Raw genomic sequence first — 15,543 nt, 5'->3', positions numbered from 1 at the left:
GGCGCACGCGTCGCGCGTCAGCCCCGCCCGGCCCAGATGTTCGTGCCCTCGGTGTCGATCGCGAACGAGTCGATCTCCTCGAGCTCCGCGGCGGTGAGCGGGGCACCGGTCAGGGCCGCCACGTTCTCCTCCAGCTGGGCGACGCTGGAGGCGCCGATCAGCGCCGACGTCATCCGCTCGTCCCGCAGCACCCACGACAGCGCCAGCTGCGCCAGGGACTGCCCGCGCCGCTCGGCGATGTCCGCCAGGCCGCGCAGCCGCCGCAGCACCTCGTCGGAGAGCAGGTCGGGGTCGAGGGACTTGCCCTGGGTGGCCCGCGAGCCCTCCGGGATGCCCTTCAGGTACTTGTTGGTCAGCAGGCCCTGCGCCAGCGGCACGAAGGCGATGCAGCCCATCCCCGCCGCCTCCAGGGTGTCGAGCAGGCCGTCCTCCTCCGTCCAGCGGTTGATCATCGAGTACGACGGCTGGTGGATGAGGGCCGGGACGCCCATGTCCTTCAGGATCCGCGCCGCCTCTGCGGTCTGTTCGCCGGTGTACGACGAGACACCCACGTACAGCGCCTTGCCCTGCTGCACGGCGGAGGCGAGCGCCCCCATCGTCTCCTCCAGCGGGGTGTTCGGGTCGAAGCGGTGCGAGTAGAAGATGTCGACGTAATCGAGTCCCATGCGCTTCAGCGAGGCGTCGAGCGAGGACATCAGGTACTTGCGGGAGCCCCACTCGCCGTACGGCCCCGGGTGCATCAGATAGCCGGCCTTCGTCGAGACGATCAGCTCGTCCCGGTAGGGCGCGAAGTCCTGGGCGAAGATCTTGCCGAAGTTCAGCTCGGCCGAGCCGGGCGGCGGCCCGTAGTTGTTCGCCAGGTCGAAGTGGGTGACCCCGAGGTCGAAGGCGCGGCGCAGGATCGCCCGCTGGGAGTCGATCGTGCGGTCGTCACCGAAGTTGTGCCACAGGCCGAGCGAGATCGCCGGGAGCTTGAGACCGCTGCGGCCGGTGCGGCGGTACTCCATCGTGTCGTAGCGGTCCGCGGAGGCGCGGTAGAGGGGGGAATCAGTCACGTATCTCTGCTTATCACGGACTTGTGACAGTCCCGGGCTGGGAGCCCGTCGCCCGTGCGCAGTAGTGTGGCGGCCTGCGGACCGCCGCCCATGGAGGGGTAAAGAACAGTGAACCTGCGCGACCTGGTGTACGGGCTCTACGCACGCCGGGTGGAAGGCCGACTCGACCATGCCCAGGTGCCCAAGCACATCGGGGTCATCCTGGACGGGAACCGCCGCTGGGCCAAGGCCTCCGGCGGCACGCCCGAGCAGGGTCACAAGGCCGGCGCCGACAAGATCCAGGAGCTGCTCGGCTGGTGCGCCGAGACGGACGTCGAGGTCGTCACGCTCTGGATGCTCTCCACGGACAACCTGAACCGGCCCGAGGAGCAGCTCGTCCCCCTGCTCGCCATCATCGAGGACGCGGTGCGCTCGCTCGCCGCCGACGGCCGGTGGCGGGTGCACCACGTGGGCACGCTCGACCTGCTGCCCGCCCGGACCCAGTCCGTGCTGAAGGAGGCGCAGGAGGCCACCCGCGACAACACCGGGATACTGGTGAACGTGGCCGTGGGCTACGGCGGCCGCCAGGAGATCGCCGACGCGGTCCGCTCGCTGCTCCTGGAGCACGCCGACCGCGGCACCAGCTTCGAGGAGCTGGCCGAGATCGTCGACGTCGAGCACATCTCCGAGCACCTCTACACGCGCGGCCAGCCCGACCCGGACCTGGTCATCCGCACCAGCGGCGAGCAGCGCCTGTCCGGCTTCATGCTGTGGCAGAGCGCCCACTCGGAGTACTACTTCTGCGAGGTCCACTGGCCGGCCTTCCGCAAGGTCGACTTCCTGCGGGCGCTGCGCGACTACGCCGCCCGGCACCGCCGTTACGGCACCTGAGGCCCACCGCCCCCGCCGGTTCACGCCGGCCGCGCCCGTGCCCGCGGCCCGGCTCCCGCGGCCCGGCCCCCCGCGACGTGCACCGGTCACCGCACGTTCATGAACACGCCGCCGGGCGCGTCGGCATGGCGGCGTCCGTAGAAGGGCATAACCCGGGTGAAGTGAGCGGCACGGAGACCGCCACCCGGGAGGCCCCTTGCACCAGGACGACCGTGCGGGACACGTACGGAAGAAGCGGAGGGCCGGTGCCCGGCCCGCGCATCGCGGCCTGAACCCGGTCCCATTCCGCAGCGACACCGGTTCCGTCGCACCCCGACCTCAAACGGGTCGTCAGAGGGGGTCTGTCCTTCCGTGGTGACCAGCACGAAGCGCCGCCTTGCAGACCGGCGCACCTATGTTCTCGACACCAGCGTCCTGCTGGCCGACCCCAAGGCCGTGACCCGCTTCGACGAGCACGAGGTCGTGCTCCCGATCGTCGTGGTGACGGAGCTTGAGGCCAAGAGGCACCACCCCGAGCTCGGCTACTTCGCCCGGCAGGCGCTGCGCCTGCTCGACGACTTCCGGGTGCGGTACGGACGCCTCGACGCCCCCCTCCCCATCGGGGACCTGGGCGGCACCCTGCGTGTCGAACTCAACCACTCCGACCCCGGTGTCCTGCCCGCCGGCTACCGGCTCGGGGACAACGACTCCCGCATCCTGGCGGTCGCGCGCAACCTCCAGGCCGAGGGATTCGACGTCACCGTCGTCTCCAAGGACCTGCCGCTGCGCATCAAGGCCTCCTCCGTCGGGCTCCTCGCCGAGGAGTACCGGGCCGAACTGGCCGTCACGGACGCCAACGGCTGGACCGGGATGTCCGAGCTCGCGCTGTCGGCCGAGCAGATCGACCTGCTGTACGACCAGGAGCGGCTGTACGTGCCGGAGGCCGCCGAGCTGCCGGTGCACACCGGCCTCGTCCTCCAGTCCGAGCGCGGCAAGGCCCTCGGCCGGGTCACGCCCGACGGGAACGTACGGCTGGTCCGCGGCGACCGGGAGGCCTTCGGCATCCGGGGCCGCAGCGCCGAGCAGCGGATCGCGCTCGATCTGCTCCTCGACCCGGACGTCGGCATCATCTCGATGGGCGGCCGGGCCGGCACGGGCAAGTCGGCGCTCGCGCTCTGCGCGGGCCTGGAGGCGGTCCTGGAGCGCCGCCAGCACCAGAAGGTGATGGTCTTCCGTCCGCTGTACGCGGTCGGCGGCCAGGACCTCGGCTATCTGCCCGGCAGCGAGTCCGAGAAGATGAGCCCCTGGGCGCAGGCGGTCTTCGACACCCTGTCCGCGGTCGCCGGGCGCGAGGTCATCGAGGAGGTCCTCGGCCGCGGGATGCTGGAGGTCCTGCCCCTCACCCACATCCGGGGCCGCTCGCTCCACGACGCCTTCGTCATCGTGGACGAGGCCCAGTCCCTGGAACGGAACGTCCTGCTGACCGTTTTGTCCCGGATCGGGGCGAATTCCCGGGTGGTGCTGACCCACGACGTGGCCCAGCGCGACAACCTGCGGGTCGGCCGGTACGACGGAGTCGTCGCCGTCGTCGAGAAACTGAAGGGGCATCCGCTGTTCGCGCACGTCACCCTCACCCGGTCCGAGCGCTCCCAGATCGCCGCTCTCGTGACCGAAATGCTGGAGGACGTACAGATCTGACCCGTACACACCTCACCGAGGGCGCCGCCCGGCAAAGCGCAGGAGCTTAGCCGGGCGGCGCTCCGCTGTCCGCCCCATCCCCCAAAACACCTGCGGCCACCCGGGTGTGAGCTTTCACACGCCACATGGAATTGCCTTGCGGCGCCGCCGTCCGGCAGAGTCTTGCTTCCGTCAGGCCCCGCATACGGCACACGTGCATCCTCAGGGACGCAGCAGCACACAACTCAACAACCGTCCGCCGTATGCCGCCCACAGCACCACGGGCCCGTGTCTTCAGTGACCCGTTACGTCGAAGACCAGCGCCAGGGGCACGATTTCGCCCGCGTGGTCACCTGTGCGGGCGATGCTGGAAGGAAACCGTGTGAGCCGGATCTCGGTCCGGGGATTCGCAGTGGCCTCGGCCACCGCGGTCACCACCGTCGGCGCCGTCGTCGGCGTCGCCTCGGGCAACGCCGCCCAGCCCTCGGGCGACAACTTCGAGGCCACCGCGGCCGACACCACCCTCCTCGCGGACATCCCCGCCGGCGAGCAGGCCCAGGTACAGGTCTCCTCCCTCACGGAGCAGGCCGACGTCCAGGCCGCCGCCGCCGACGCCTCCGCGCGCAAGTCCGCCGAGGAGGCCGCCCGCCTCCAGGCGGCGAAGGACGCCGAGGCGAAGAAGAAGGCGGCCGACAAGGCCGAGCAGGAGCGCAAGGAGGCGGAGGAGCGAGCCGAGCGGGCCGAGCGCGAGAAGCGGGAGGCCGAGGAGCGCGCCAGCCGCGACGCCGCCCGCGACCTGTCGAGCTTCTCCGCGCCCGCCCAGGGCTCCTACACCATCGCCGAGGTGAAGGCGATCGCCCGTCAGATCATCCCGGCCTCGCAGTTCCAGTGCTTCAGCAACATCGTGGACCACGAGTCCGGCTGGAACTACCGGGCCACGAACCCCTCTTCCGGCGCCTACGGCCTCGTCCAGGCCCTCCCCGGCCACAAGATGTCCTCGGCCGGCGCGGACTGGCAGACCAACCCCGCCACCCAGATCAAGTGGGGCCTCAGCTACATGGACGGCCGCTACGGCAGCCCGTGCGGCGCCTGGTCCTTCTGGCAGGCCAACCGCTGGTACTAGCCGGTACCCGGGTGCCCTGGCCAACCCCGTCGAGCCCCTCGCCGTCCTACGGTGAGGGGCTTCGTGCGTGTAGGTTCGCGGTGAAACAGCCGGCGGGGGGAAGAGGAACAAGATGTCGAGAGTGCCACGGTGGCTGGGACGGCTGGGCGAAGGCCTGAGCCGGATGGGCGCGCGCCTGGACGAGCGCAGGGCCGAGGCCGAGCGGGAGGACCCGATCGGCCCGCCGTACGGCAGCGGGAACGCCCCCGCCGCCCGGAAGCCGGCCGCGCCCCCGGGGCGCGAGGAGCAGGAGACCGGCGACGAGCCCTCCGGCGGCCAGACGCTCACCGTGCCCCCGCCCCCCGACTACGCCCCCGCCGTCGCCGCCCGGCCCGAACCGGTCGACGCGATCCCGTGGGGCATGCGGGTCGCCGCCGAGGCGGGCTGGCGGCTCCTCGTCCTCGCGGGCACCGTCTGGGTCCTGATGAAGGTCATCAGCTCCGTCCGGCTCGTCGTCCTCGCCTTCGTCGCCGCCCTCCTCGTCACCGCCCTGCTCCAGCCCACCGTGGCCATGCTGCGCCGCCGCGGCCTGCCGCGCGGCCTGGCCACCGCCGTCACCGCCGTCTCCGGCTTCGTCGTGATGGGCCTGGTCGGCTGGTTCGTGGTCTGGCAGGTGATGGACAACATCGACAACCTGACCGACCGGGTCAGGGACGGCATCGAGGAGCTCAAGCGCTGGCTCCTCGACAGCCCGTTCCACGTGACCGAGCGGCAGATCAACGACATCGCCAAGAACCTCAGCGACACCATCGGCGCCAACGCCGAGCAGATCACCTCCGCCGGCCTCCAGGGCGTCACGGTGGTCGTCGAGGCGATGACCGGCATCCTGCTCGCCATGTTCTCCACCCTCTTCCTGCTCTACGACGGGAAGAAGGTCTGGCAGTGGGTGCTGGGGCTCGTCCCCGCCCAGGCCCGCCCCGGAGTCGCGGGCGCCGGCCCGCGCGCCTGGCGCACCCTCACCGCCTATGTGCGCGGCACCGTCCTCGTCGCCCTCATCGACGCCGTCTTCATCGGCCTCGGCCTCTGGTTCCTGGACGTGCCGATGGCGGTGCCGCTCGCCGTCTTCATCTTCCTCTTCGCCTTCATCCCGCTCGTCGGCGCCGTCGTCTCCGGCGCCCTCGCCTGCGTCGTCGCCCTCGTCACCAACGGCGTCTTCACCGCCCTGATGGTGCTCGTCGTCGTCCTCGCCGTGCAGCAGATCGAGGGCCACGTGCTCCAGCCCTTCATCCTCGGCCGCGCGGTGCGGGTCCATCCGCTCGCCGTGGTGCTCGCCGTTGCCGCCGGCGGCCTCACCGCCGGCATCGGCGGCGCCGTCGTCGCCGTGCCGCTGGTCGCCGTCACCAACACCGTGGTCGGCTACCTCCGCGCGTGGAGCACCGAACAGGCCCTGCGCGCCGCACCCGAGCCGCGCGGCGCGACCGCCTTCGAAGTGGCGCCGACCCCGGCCCCCGCGCCGACCCCGGCCCCCGCGCCGCAGGCTCCCGGCGAGACGCCGCCGGGCGGAACCCTGCCGCCGAAGGGTGACGCGTGATCTCCGAACCCGAGCTCGACGGCGGCCCGGGCCTCGGCGGCCCCGGTCCGTTCGCCGAGCCCCCGCCGCCCCGGCCCGCCGGACGCCGCCGCCCCTGGCTGTGGGCGCTCGGCGGGGCGCTGGCGGCCTCGGTGGTGTGGGGCGCGGGGCTCTCCGCGTACGAGCAGCGGAAGGACGCCGGTCCGGACCTGGGGGGTTACCAACCGTTCGAGGACCTCTGCGCGGTGGCCGACCTTCCGGCGCTCCAGGGCGCCCTGGGCAAGCGCAGCCAGTCCGGCGGCAGTCCGGTCCTGAACGAGCCCGCGCTCCACGTGACCCACTGCACGGTCACCTTCGGACCGGTCGAGAGCGGACCGACCGTCGGGATCACGTACACCCTGCACAAGGTGACCGACCCGGGGCCGGAGTTCGACGCACGGGCGCTGAGCCAGGGCTCCGTCCGCACGATCGACGGCCTCGGGGAGCGAGCCTTCTTCGACGACCGGGGGGAGGAGGGCGGCCTCCTGAGGATCCTCGACGGCCAGATCGAGGTCGACCTCGACGTCTCCCGGCAGTACGTCGCCGACGCGGACGGAACGGTGGAGATGTCCGATGCCGACCTCTCCGGGATCGAGGTCCCCCTGACCCAGGACGCCCTCGCGCTCCTCGCCGCCCTCAAGAAGTGACGGAAGAGGGCCCCGGGGCTGCTGCCCCGGGGCCCTCCGCGTACGGCTGTGCCGGCTACTCGGCGAGAACCGCCTCCGCGTCCAGCGTCACGCCGACGGCCTGGATGACCGAGGCGATCTTCACGGCCTCCTGGATCGTCTCGCGGTCGACGCCGGCCTGGCGCAGGACCTGCTCGTGCGAGTCCAGGCACTGGCCGCAGCCGTTGATCGCGGACACGGCCAGCGACCACAGCTCGAAGTCGACCTTCTCGACGCCCGGCTTGCCGATGACGTTCATCCGCAGACCGGCGCGCATCGTCCCGTACTCGGGGTCCGACAGCAGGTGCCGGGTCCGGTAGAAGACGTTGTTCATCGCCATGATGGCGGCGGCGGCCTTGGCGGCCTCGTACGCCTCCGGCTTCAGGTTCGCCCGGGCCTCCGGCTCCAGCTCCGTGAGGACCTTCGGCGAGCGGGAGGCGATGGCGCAGGCCAGCACCGTGCCCCACAGCTGCTGCTGCGGGAGCTCGCTGTTGCCGATGACCGAACCGAGGTTCAGCTTCAGGTCCTTGGCGAAGTCCGGGACGGCGGCCTTCAGCTCATCGAGCGCCATGCTCACTCACCGGCCAGGAGCTTGACCGGGTCGAGGGTGGTCTCGCCCTTGGTCCAGTTGCACGGGCACAGCTCGTCGGTCTGCAGGGCGTCCAGGACCCGCAGGACCTCCTTGGGGTTACGGCCGACGGAGCCGGCGGTCACCATGGTGAACTGGATCTCGTTGTTCGGGTCCACGATGAAGACGGCACGCTGCGCGAAGCCGTCCTCGCCCTCGACGCCGCAGTCGCGCATGAGCTCGTGCTTCGAGTCGGCGAGCATCGGGAAGGGCAGGTCACGCAGGTCGTCGTGGTCCTTGCGCCAGGCGTGGTGGACGAACTCCGAGTCACCGGAGACGCCGAGGATCTGGGCGTCACGGTCGGCGAACTCGTCGTTCAGCTTGCCGAACGCGGCGATCTCGGTCGGGCACACGAAGGTGAAGTCCTTCGGCCAGAAGAACACCACGCGCCACTTGCCCTCGTAGGACTTGTGGTCGATCTGCTCGAACTCCTTGCCGCTCTCCAGCGACACGCAGGCGGTCAGGTCGTAGGTGGGGAACTGGTCACCGACAGTGAGCACGCGCTCTCCTTGCAGTGTGGAAGGGTCCCTTTTGGGGGCTTCCGTGAGGGGTTGGACGGATCACAGCATGGCACGGGGTGCATTGATCAGTGAAATAGCTAGAGTGGGTCGTGTTGATCGAAGGTGGTTATCAGTGGGATCCCCGTACAGCCCCCCGTACAGTCCACATCGCGCCAAACTTCCGAGCCTCGCTCAGCTCCGGGCGTTCGTGGCGGTGGCGGAGCACCTGCACTTCCGCGACGCGGCCGCGTCCATCGGCATGAGTCAGCCGGCGCTCTCGGGCGCGGTGTCGGCTCTCGAAGAGGCACTCGGTGTCCAGCTCCTCGAGCGTACGACGCGGAAGGTACTGCTCTCGCCCGCGGGGGAGCGCCTCGCGGGCCGCGCGCGGACCGTCCTGGACGCGGTGGCCGAGCTGGTGGAGGAGGCGGAGGCGGCCCGGGCCCCCTTCACCGGCGTCCTGAGGCTCGGGGTGATCCCCACCGTCGCGCCCTATCTGCTGCCGACCGTGCTGCGCCTGGTCCACCGCCGCTACCCCGAACTCGACCTCCAGGTCCACGAGGAGCAGACCTCCTCGCTCCTGGAAGGGCTCGCCGCCGGCCGGCTGGACCTGCTGCTGCTCGCCGTGCCGCTCGGGGTGCCCGGCGTCACCGAGCTGCCCCTGTTCGACGAGGACTTCGTGCTGGTGACCCCGCGGGGACACCCGCTGGCCGGCCGGGACGACATCCCCCGCGACGCCCTCAAGGAGCTGCGGCTGCTCCTCCTGGACGAGGGGCACTGCCTGCGCGACCAGGCCCTCGACATCTGCCGGGAGGCCGGCCGCAGCGAGGGCGCCGAGGTCACCACCACCGCGGCGGGCCTGTCGACCCTGGTGCAGCTGGTCGCCGGCGGTCTCGGCGTGACCCTGCTGCCGCGCACCGCGGTCACCGTCGAGACCGCCCGCAACACCGCCCTGTGCACCGGCCTCTTCACCGACCCCGCCCCCTCGCGGCGGGTCGCCCTCGCCATGCGGACCGGCGCCGCCCGGCACGCCGAGTTCGAGGAGCTGGCCGGGGCACTGCGCGACGCGATGAGGGACCTTCCGGTACGGGTGGTGCGCGCCGGGTCCTGACACCCCCGGTGCCAGGACCCGACGCCGCGCCCCTGCGCCGGTTCCCGGCACCCCCCGGTGCCAGGACCCGGCGCCCGCCCCCGTACGCCGCGGAACCGGTCTACTCCGTGCGCAGCCCGTCCGCCCGCATCAGCCGCCACAGGACCGGCAGGCTCACCAGGGTCACCACGGCGATCAGCCCGGCGCCGATGCCCATGACCGGCAGGAACACCGACCAGTCCCGCACCGGCTGGCCCGTCATCCGCAGGAGCACCAGGCCGAGGGCGAGGCCGCCCGCCGCCGCCAGGGCGAGGCCCAGGACGATCGGCACGGCCGTCTGCCACAGCACCGACCAGCCCAGGGTGGAGCGCCGGGTGCCGAAGGCGACCAGCGAGGAGAGCAGCCGCTTGCGGTCCCTGAGCTGCTCCAGGGTCGCCACCAGGAGCGAGGCCGCCACCAGCAGCATCGTCAGGGTCGAGCCGACCAGGATGCCGGTCCGGACGCTGGAGAAGGCCGCGTCGCGCTGGACGTCCTGGAGCGTGCGGACCCAGGACGTGGGGTCGATCGCCGCCGCCGCGTTCCGTACGTGCTCGGCGGCGTCGGGCACGGCCGGGTCGAGCCGGACCATGGCCTGCGCGTCGGGCTCGTCGAGCAGCGCGCCGTCGATCGCCGACGGGGTGGCGAGGATGCCGAACTGGTACATGCCCGTCGGGTCGGGGCGCGCGTCCACGACCCGGGCGTCGGCGGGGACGCGCCACCGGGGCAGCGGGCCGCTCCCCGGGCGGCGCGGCGCGTCAGGGTGCGGGTACGGGTCGCGCAGGACGACCGTCGCGCCCGGCCGGGCGGTCCGCGTCACCCAGCTGTCCCCGGGGTTGCCCTGGGCGCCGTGCGCGAGGAAGACGAAGACGTCACCGTCCGCGCAGGAGGGCAGCGCGGCGTACTCCTTCAGCGAAGGGCAGTCGCCGACCCTGATCGAGGCGCTGGGGGCGAACTCCTCACCGCCCTTCAGCGGGCCGGGCCGCCACACGTGCGACTCGACCGTGCCGATCACCGCGCTCACGCCCGGGGTCCGCTCGAAGCGGTCGATCACCCGGCGCGCCTCCTCGGCGGTCCTGGCGTGGGTGCCGACGGCGATCTGGGCCCGGCCGGTGTCCTGGCCCGTGTGCTGCGTGAAGTCGCTCTCCATCGCCTGGAACAGCATCTGCAGGGCGATCGCCCCGGTCGCCGCGACGACGATGCCGCTGACGGCCCGGGCGGCCGTCCCGCTGCTCAGCTGGAGCCGGCGGACCGCGAGCTGCCAGGCCACCGGGCCGCCGTTCAGCCGCTTCACACAGGCCTCGACCAACCAGGGCAGCAGGGTGACGAGTCCGAGCAGACAGAGCACCATGCCGGCCGCGATCGCCACCGTGTCGACGCCCGTCCCCGTCACCCGGACCTCGCCGACCAGCGGCAGCAGCAGGGCCGCGCCGGCCGCCACGAGCAGCAGCCGCCACCACAGCCGGCGGCGGCGCGGCACGGCCGTCCGGACCACGCCGAGCGGTTCGAACGCCACCCCGCGCAGGGCGAAGAGGGCGACCACGACGGAGGCGACGGGGACGGTGACGAGGACGAGCGCGGCGAGCACCGGCATCGGCACGACGTCGGACGGGTACGCGTTGACGTCCCAGATGGTGAAGGCGCCCGCGAACTGCCGGGCGAGGGCGAAGAGTCCGCCGCCCACGGCCAGGCCGAGCAGCGCGCCGGCGAGGGCCTCGCCCGCCGCGATCCGCCGGGCCATGGCGGTGTCCGCGCCGACCAGCCGCAGCGCGGCGAGCCGCCGGTCGCGCTGCTCACCGCCGAAGCGGACGGCGGTCGCGATGAAGACGAGCACCGGCAGCAGCAGGACGACACAGGCCACGAGGACGAGCAGCACGAGGAAGGCGTTCATCGGCTCCGCGGGCACCGACCAGCCGAAGCGGACGCCGCGCCCGTCGAGGTTCTCCGTGGTCAGGAAGCCGGCGTGGGCGACGTACCGCAGCTCGGCCGGGCCGATGAGCCCGGCGGGGCCGATCGTCCCGACGGCCTTGTAGGGCAGGCGTTCCTTGAGGAGGGCGCCCTCGGGGGAGTCGAGCAGGTCGCGCAGCGCCGGGGAGACCAGCATCTCGCCGCGCCCGGGGAACCGCGTCGCGCCCGGGGGGACCGGGGGAGCGTCACCCTCCGGGCGCAGCAGCAGACCGCTGACGGCCTCGCCCCGGTAGACGGTGGGCCGGTCGAGGTGGAGAAAGGAGTCGGGGCGCGGGGAGGTCACCTGCTCGCTGCCGTCGACGGCGCGGACCGATTCCCGTACCTCCCGCTGGAACAGCATGTTCGGGAAGGATGCGGCGAGCAGCAGCAGTGCCACGCCGAAGCCGACGCCGGTCGCGGTCAGCACGGTGCGCAGCAGGCCGGAGCGGCCGCCGGTGAAGGCGAAGCGGGCGCCGAGGGCGAGGTCGCGGGCCCGGGCGGAGAGGCTCATGCCACCCACTCCGCGTCCCGCACCGCGCCGTCGCGCACCACGATCTCGCGGTCGGAGTAGGCGGCGACGCGGGCCTCGTGGGTGACGAGGACGACGGCGGCGCCGGTGTCCCTCGACGCGTCGGTGAGCAGCTGCATCACCCGCTCGCCGTTGAGGGAGTCGAGCGCGCCGGTGGGCTCGTCGGCGAAGATCACGCGCGGGGCGGTGACGAGGGCGCGGGCGACGGCCACCCGCTGGCCCTGGCCGCCGGATATCTCGCCGGGCCGCTTGCCCGCGGTGTCGTCGACCTCCAGGCGGGCCAGCCACTCGGTGGCCCGGGCCTCGGCCGCCTTCCGGCGTTCGCCGTTGAGGCGGAGCGGCAGGGCCACGTTCTCGACGCAGGTCAGCTCGGGGACGAGCTGGCCGAACTGGAAGACGAAGCCGAAGTCGGTTCGGCGCAGGGCGCTGCGGTGCGCGTCGGACAGGGCCGTGAGCTCGCGGCCGTCGTAGGTGAGGGTGCCCGCGTCGGGGCGGACGATCCCGGCCAGGCAGTGCAGCAGCGTGGACTTCCCCGAGCCGGAGGGGCCCATGACGGCGACGACCTCGCCGGCCCGGAGCGCGAAGTCGGCCCCGGAGAGGGCGGGGGTGGCGCCGTAGGCCTTGGTCAGGCCGGTGGCGCGCAGCAGGGGCGCGGTCGTCATCGGCGGACCTCCTCGGCGAGCCGGTCCAGGCGGGCGGCGGTCAGTTCGAGCCAGCGCAGGTCGGCTTCCAGGTGGAAGAGGGCGTGGTCGCAGATGAGCTGGTCGGCGAGGTCGCCGTCCCTCTTGCGCCGGGTGAGCTCGCGCATCAGGCGCAGGTGCTCGGAGCGCTGGGCGTCGAGGATGTCGGCGGCGCCGCGCCCGGTGAGCAGGGCGAGGACGACCTTGGTGTAGAGCGTGGACTGGAGGTACGGCTCCGGCTTCTCGGGGGTGGCGAGCCACTGCCCGACGTCGGTGATGCCGGCCTCCGTGATCGCGTACCGCTTGCGTTCGGGCCCGTCGCCGGGCTCGATGCCCTCGACCACCACCAGGCCGTTCTTCAGGAGGCGGGACATGGTCGAGTAGACCTGGCCGTAGTGGAGCGGGCGGTCGTGGCCGAATCGCTCGTCGAAGGCGCGCTTGAGGTCGTAGCCGTGGCGCGGTCCGGACTCCAGGAGCCCGAGAAGGGTGTGACCGATGGACATGGGCGTCACTGTACACGGCGTGTATACGCCAGGTGTATAGATGTCCGGGCGGGTCGGCCGTGAGTTGCCCGCCGGGACGCCGATAAGCGGAATGACCACCTCAGGCAACCATCCGGGGCTCTCGCACGTCGGTTCCCCCGGGGGCGGGTGCTGATTCTCACGTCCCGAAAAGACGGGATCGGCTGCCCTTTGTCTGCATCGTCGGTGTTAGCTTGCTGAGCTGATCCGGCGCGGACACCCGGGCCGGAACGCCGAGACCACGACGAGCGGAGCGACGCAACCCATGGGCCGACCGGACAAGAGCAAGGCGAAGAAGAGCGGCATACGCCGCCTCTTCACCTGGAAGAAGCTCCTGGGCACCTTCTTCGTGTGCTGCCTGATCGCCATGGGCGCCCTGTACGTCGTCTACCTCATGGTCCCCGTGCCCACGGCCAACGCCGAGGCCACCATGCAGAGCAACATCTACAAGTACTCCAACGGCAAGATCCTCGCCCGCACCGGCAAGATCAACCGTGAGATCGTCGGCCTCGAGAAGATCCCCCGCCAGGTCCAGCAGGCCTTCGTCGCCGCCGAGAACAAGAGCTTCTACGAGGACCACGGCGTCGACATCAAGGGCACCGTCCGCGCCGCCTGGAGCACCGTCACCGGCAAGGGCAAGCAGGGTGGCTCGACCATCACCCAGCAGTACGTCAAGAACTTCTACCTGAGCCAGGACCAGACGGCGACCCGCAAGCTCAAGGAAATGGTCATCGCCCTCAAGGTGGACCAGCAGACGGCCAAGGACGACATCCTCGCCGGCTACATGAACACCAGCTACTACGGCCGCTCCGCCTACGGCGTCCAGGCCGCCGCCCGCGCCTACTACGGCGTCGACGCCGACAGGCTCACCACCGCGCAGGGCGCCTACCTCGCGTCGCTGCTCCAGGCCCCCAACCAGTACGACTGGACCTCCGCCACCCCCACCGGCCGCAAGCTGGTCGAGGAACGCTGGAACTACGTCCTCGACAACATGGTCGAGATGCAGTGGCTCTCCCCGTCCGAGCGGGCCGGCATGAAGTTCCCCGTCCCGCAGAAGCCGCGCCCCGCCCCCGGCATGGAGGGCCAGACCGGTTACATCGTCGAGGCCGCCAACCAGGAGCTGGTGCGCCGGGGCGTCAGCGAGGAGGACATCAAGGCCGGCGGCTGGACGATCACCCTCACCATCGACGAGGAGAAGCAGAAGGACCTCGTCAAGGCCGTCGGTGAGGAGCTGGAGGACAAGCTCGACCGCAAGGGCAACCCCAAGCACGCCACCGTCCAGGCCGGCGCCACCTCCGTCGACCCGAGGACCGGCGGGGTCGTCGCCCTCTACGGCGGTGCCGGTGCCACCGAGCACTGGATGTCCAACGCCACCCGGCGCGACTACCAGCCCGCCTCGACCTTCAAGCCGATCGTCCTCGCCTCCGCCGTCGACAACCACTCCGTGACCCAGGACGGACGGAAGATCGGCCTCGGCACGGTCTACGACGGCACCAGCAAGCGCAAGGTCGTCGGCAGCGACATCCCGTTCGCTCCCGAGAACGAGGACGACCGCAACCACGGCCCCGTCACCGTGCAGACGGCCACGAACAGGTCCATCAACTCCGTCTACGCGCAGATGATCGTCGACGTCGGCACCGACAAGGTGAAGAAGACCGCCCTCGACCTCGGCATGAAGGACGGCCAGGACTTCGGCGAGACGCCCGCCATGTCCCTCGGCACCATGGGCGCCTCCACCCTCGACATGGCCGGCGTCTACGCCACGCTCGACAACCACGGCAAGCGCGTCACGCCCACCCTGGTGAAGGCCGCCGCGCACAAGGACCGCACGGTCGAGCCGGCCGACCCGATCGGTGACCAGGTCATCAGCCGCGAGGCCGCCGACACCACCACCAAGGCCATGATGGGCGTCGTCCGCAACGGCTCCGGCATGCGCGCCGCGGGCGACTACCAGGCCGCCGGCAAGACCGGCACCTCCGAGAACAACCGTTCCGCCTGGTTCGTCGGCTACACCCCCGAACTGGTCACCGCCGTCGGCCTCTTCGGCGAGGACCCCAAGGGCGACCAGGTCACCCTGACCAACACCATCAACCCGGGCCGCGCCAACGGCGGCCGTACCCCCGCCCGCATATGGGGCGACTACACCACCCGCGCCCTGGACGGCGGCTCCGACGCCCGCTTCGAGCTGAAGACCGACAGCCTCGTCCCGGTCGACCCCACCTGGGAGCCGACCGACCCGGCCACCGAGCCCACCACCGAGGCGCCGGAGACCGAGGAGCCCACGACCACCCCGCCGCCCACCACGCCCACGACGCCGTCGACCCCGCCGACGACGACGCCCGCCACCACCCCGCCGCGGACCCCGCAGAACCCGGTCACCACGCCGCCGGCGTTCCCGACGCCCCCGACGCAGCGGCCGACCGACGAGCCGTCGCCGCCGCCGTCGTTCGAGCCGCCGGACGGGACGGCTCCCGGCCGCGGCGGCCACCGGACCAGCGACACGCCGCCGGCGCCGCAGTGACGCGCGGGACCTGAGACACGCCAGAGACACGAGGACGGCCGGCCCCCGGAGAGGGGACCGGCCGTCCTCGCGCGTGTGCGGTACGGGAGAGGGCCCGGGCGCCGACCGCGGGCCGCGCCCGAAGGCCGGGCGCCGGA

At 72.0% G+C, this 15,543-nt stretch carries 13 protein-coding genes; 7 read left to right on the top strand and 6 right to left on the bottom strand.

The features are described 5' to 3' along the window. Window positions 1-17: 17 nt before the first annotated feature. On the bottom strand, window positions 18-1,055 hold the full coding sequence (gene mgrA / locus ACFY60_RS02925) for an L-glyceraldehyde 3-phosphate reductase (RefSeq protein ID WP_388607296.1): 1,038 nt from the start codon (window positions 1,053-1,055) through the stop codon (window positions 18-20). A 108-nt stretch (window positions 1,056-1,163) separates the two neighbouring features. Here mgrA and ACFY60_RS02920 point away from each other — a divergent pair, with 108 nt between their 5' ends. From ACFY60_RS02920 to ACFY60_RS02900, 5 genes are all read left to right on the top strand, one after another. After that, a complete protein-coding gene (locus tag ACFY60_RS02920; protein WP_309051226.1) occupies window positions 1,164-1,925 on the top strand; it encodes an isoprenyl transferase in 762 nt (253 codons plus the stop codon). A 351-nt stretch (window positions 1,926-2,276) separates the two neighbouring features. Then, window positions 2,277-3,602, top strand: coding sequence for a PhoH family protein (locus ACFY60_RS02915; RefSeq protein ID WP_309051227.1), 1,326 nt, complete (start codon window positions 2,277-2,279; stop codon window positions 3,600-3,602). 343 nt (window positions 3,603-3,945) lie between these two features. Next, on the top strand, window positions 3,946-4,704 hold the full coding sequence (locus ACFY60_RS02910; protein WP_388607300.1) for a transglycosylase SLT domain-containing protein: 759 nt from the start codon (window positions 3,946-3,948) through the stop codon (window positions 4,702-4,704). A gap of 112 nt (window positions 4,705-4,816) precedes the next feature. Next, window positions 4,817-6,274: an AI-2E family transporter gene (locus ACFY60_RS02905; protein ID WP_388607302.1), complete on the top strand. Its 1,458-nt coding sequence runs from the start codon at window positions 4,817-4,819 to the stop codon at window positions 6,272-6,274. Beyond that, window positions 6,271-6,939, top strand: a complete 669-nt coding sequence (locus ACFY60_RS02900; RefSeq protein WP_388607304.1) for a hypothetical protein — start codon at window positions 6,271-6,273, stop codon at window positions 6,937-6,939. Before ACFY60_RS02905 ends, ACFY60_RS02900 begins: the two co-directional genes overlap by 4 nt. 55 nt (window positions 6,940-6,994) lie before the next feature. Here ACFY60_RS02900 and ACFY60_RS02895 read toward each other — a convergent pair whose 3' ends face one another. Then, on the bottom strand, window positions 6,995-7,528 hold the full coding sequence (locus ACFY60_RS02895) for an alkyl hydroperoxide reductase (protein ID WP_309056114.1): 534 nt from the start codon (window positions 7,526-7,528) through the stop codon (window positions 6,995-6,997). Window positions 7,529-7,530: 2 nt separating this feature from the next. Then, window positions 7,531-8,085, bottom strand: a complete 555-nt coding sequence (locus ACFY60_RS02890) for a peroxiredoxin (protein WP_345284943.1) — start codon at window positions 8,083-8,085, stop codon at window positions 7,531-7,533. A gap of 133 nt (window positions 8,086-8,218) precedes the next feature. On the opposite strand from ACFY60_RS02890, the gene ACFY60_RS02885 reads away from it, so the two are divergent. Next, window positions 8,219-9,193: a LysR substrate-binding domain-containing protein gene (locus tag ACFY60_RS02885; RefSeq protein WP_388607306.1), complete on the top strand. Its 975-nt coding sequence runs from the start codon at window positions 8,219-8,221 to the stop codon at window positions 9,191-9,193. A 100-nt stretch (window positions 9,194-9,293) separates the two neighbouring features. On the opposite strand, the gene ACFY60_RS02880 is transcribed toward ACFY60_RS02885, so the two are convergent. The 3 genes from ACFY60_RS02880 to ACFY60_RS02870 are packed head-to-tail and all read right to left on the bottom strand — an operon-like array spanning window position 9,294 to window position 12,867. Further along, entirely contained in the window at window positions 9,294-11,666 is a 2,373-nt protein-coding gene (locus ACFY60_RS02880) for an FtsX-like permease family protein (RefSeq protein WP_388607308.1), read from the bottom strand. Then, window positions 11,663-12,346, bottom strand: a complete 684-nt coding sequence (locus tag ACFY60_RS02875; RefSeq protein ID WP_388607310.1) for an ABC transporter ATP-binding protein — start codon at window positions 12,344-12,346, stop codon at window positions 11,663-11,665. Before ACFY60_RS02875 ends, ACFY60_RS02880 begins: the two co-directional genes overlap by 4 nt. Further along, on the bottom strand, window positions 12,343-12,867 hold the full coding sequence (locus ACFY60_RS02870; protein WP_352061569.1) for a PadR family transcriptional regulator: 525 nt from the start codon (window positions 12,865-12,867) through the stop codon (window positions 12,343-12,345). Before ACFY60_RS02870 ends, ACFY60_RS02875 begins: the two co-directional genes overlap by 4 nt. 283 nt (window positions 12,868-13,150) lie before the next feature. Between ACFY60_RS02870 and ACFY60_RS02865 the strand changes: the two genes are divergently transcribed. Further along, the gene (locus ACFY60_RS02865) at window positions 13,151-15,406 is read left to right on the top strand and encodes a transglycosylase domain-containing protein (protein ID WP_388607312.1); all 2,256 of its coding nucleotides are present in this window, start codon (window positions 13,151-13,153) and stop codon (window positions 15,404-15,406) included. Window positions 15,407-15,543: the final 137 nt, after the last annotated feature.

The sequence above is a fragment of the Streptomyces sp. NPDC012827 genome (assembly GCF_042900905.1).
GTDB classification, from domain to species: domain Bacteria; phylum Actinomycetota; class Actinomycetes; order Streptomycetales; family Streptomycetaceae; genus Streptomyces; species Streptomyces gulbargensis.
Note: the sequence above shows the minus strand (reverse complement) of the source record. Positions and strands in the feature narration are given on the sequence as shown.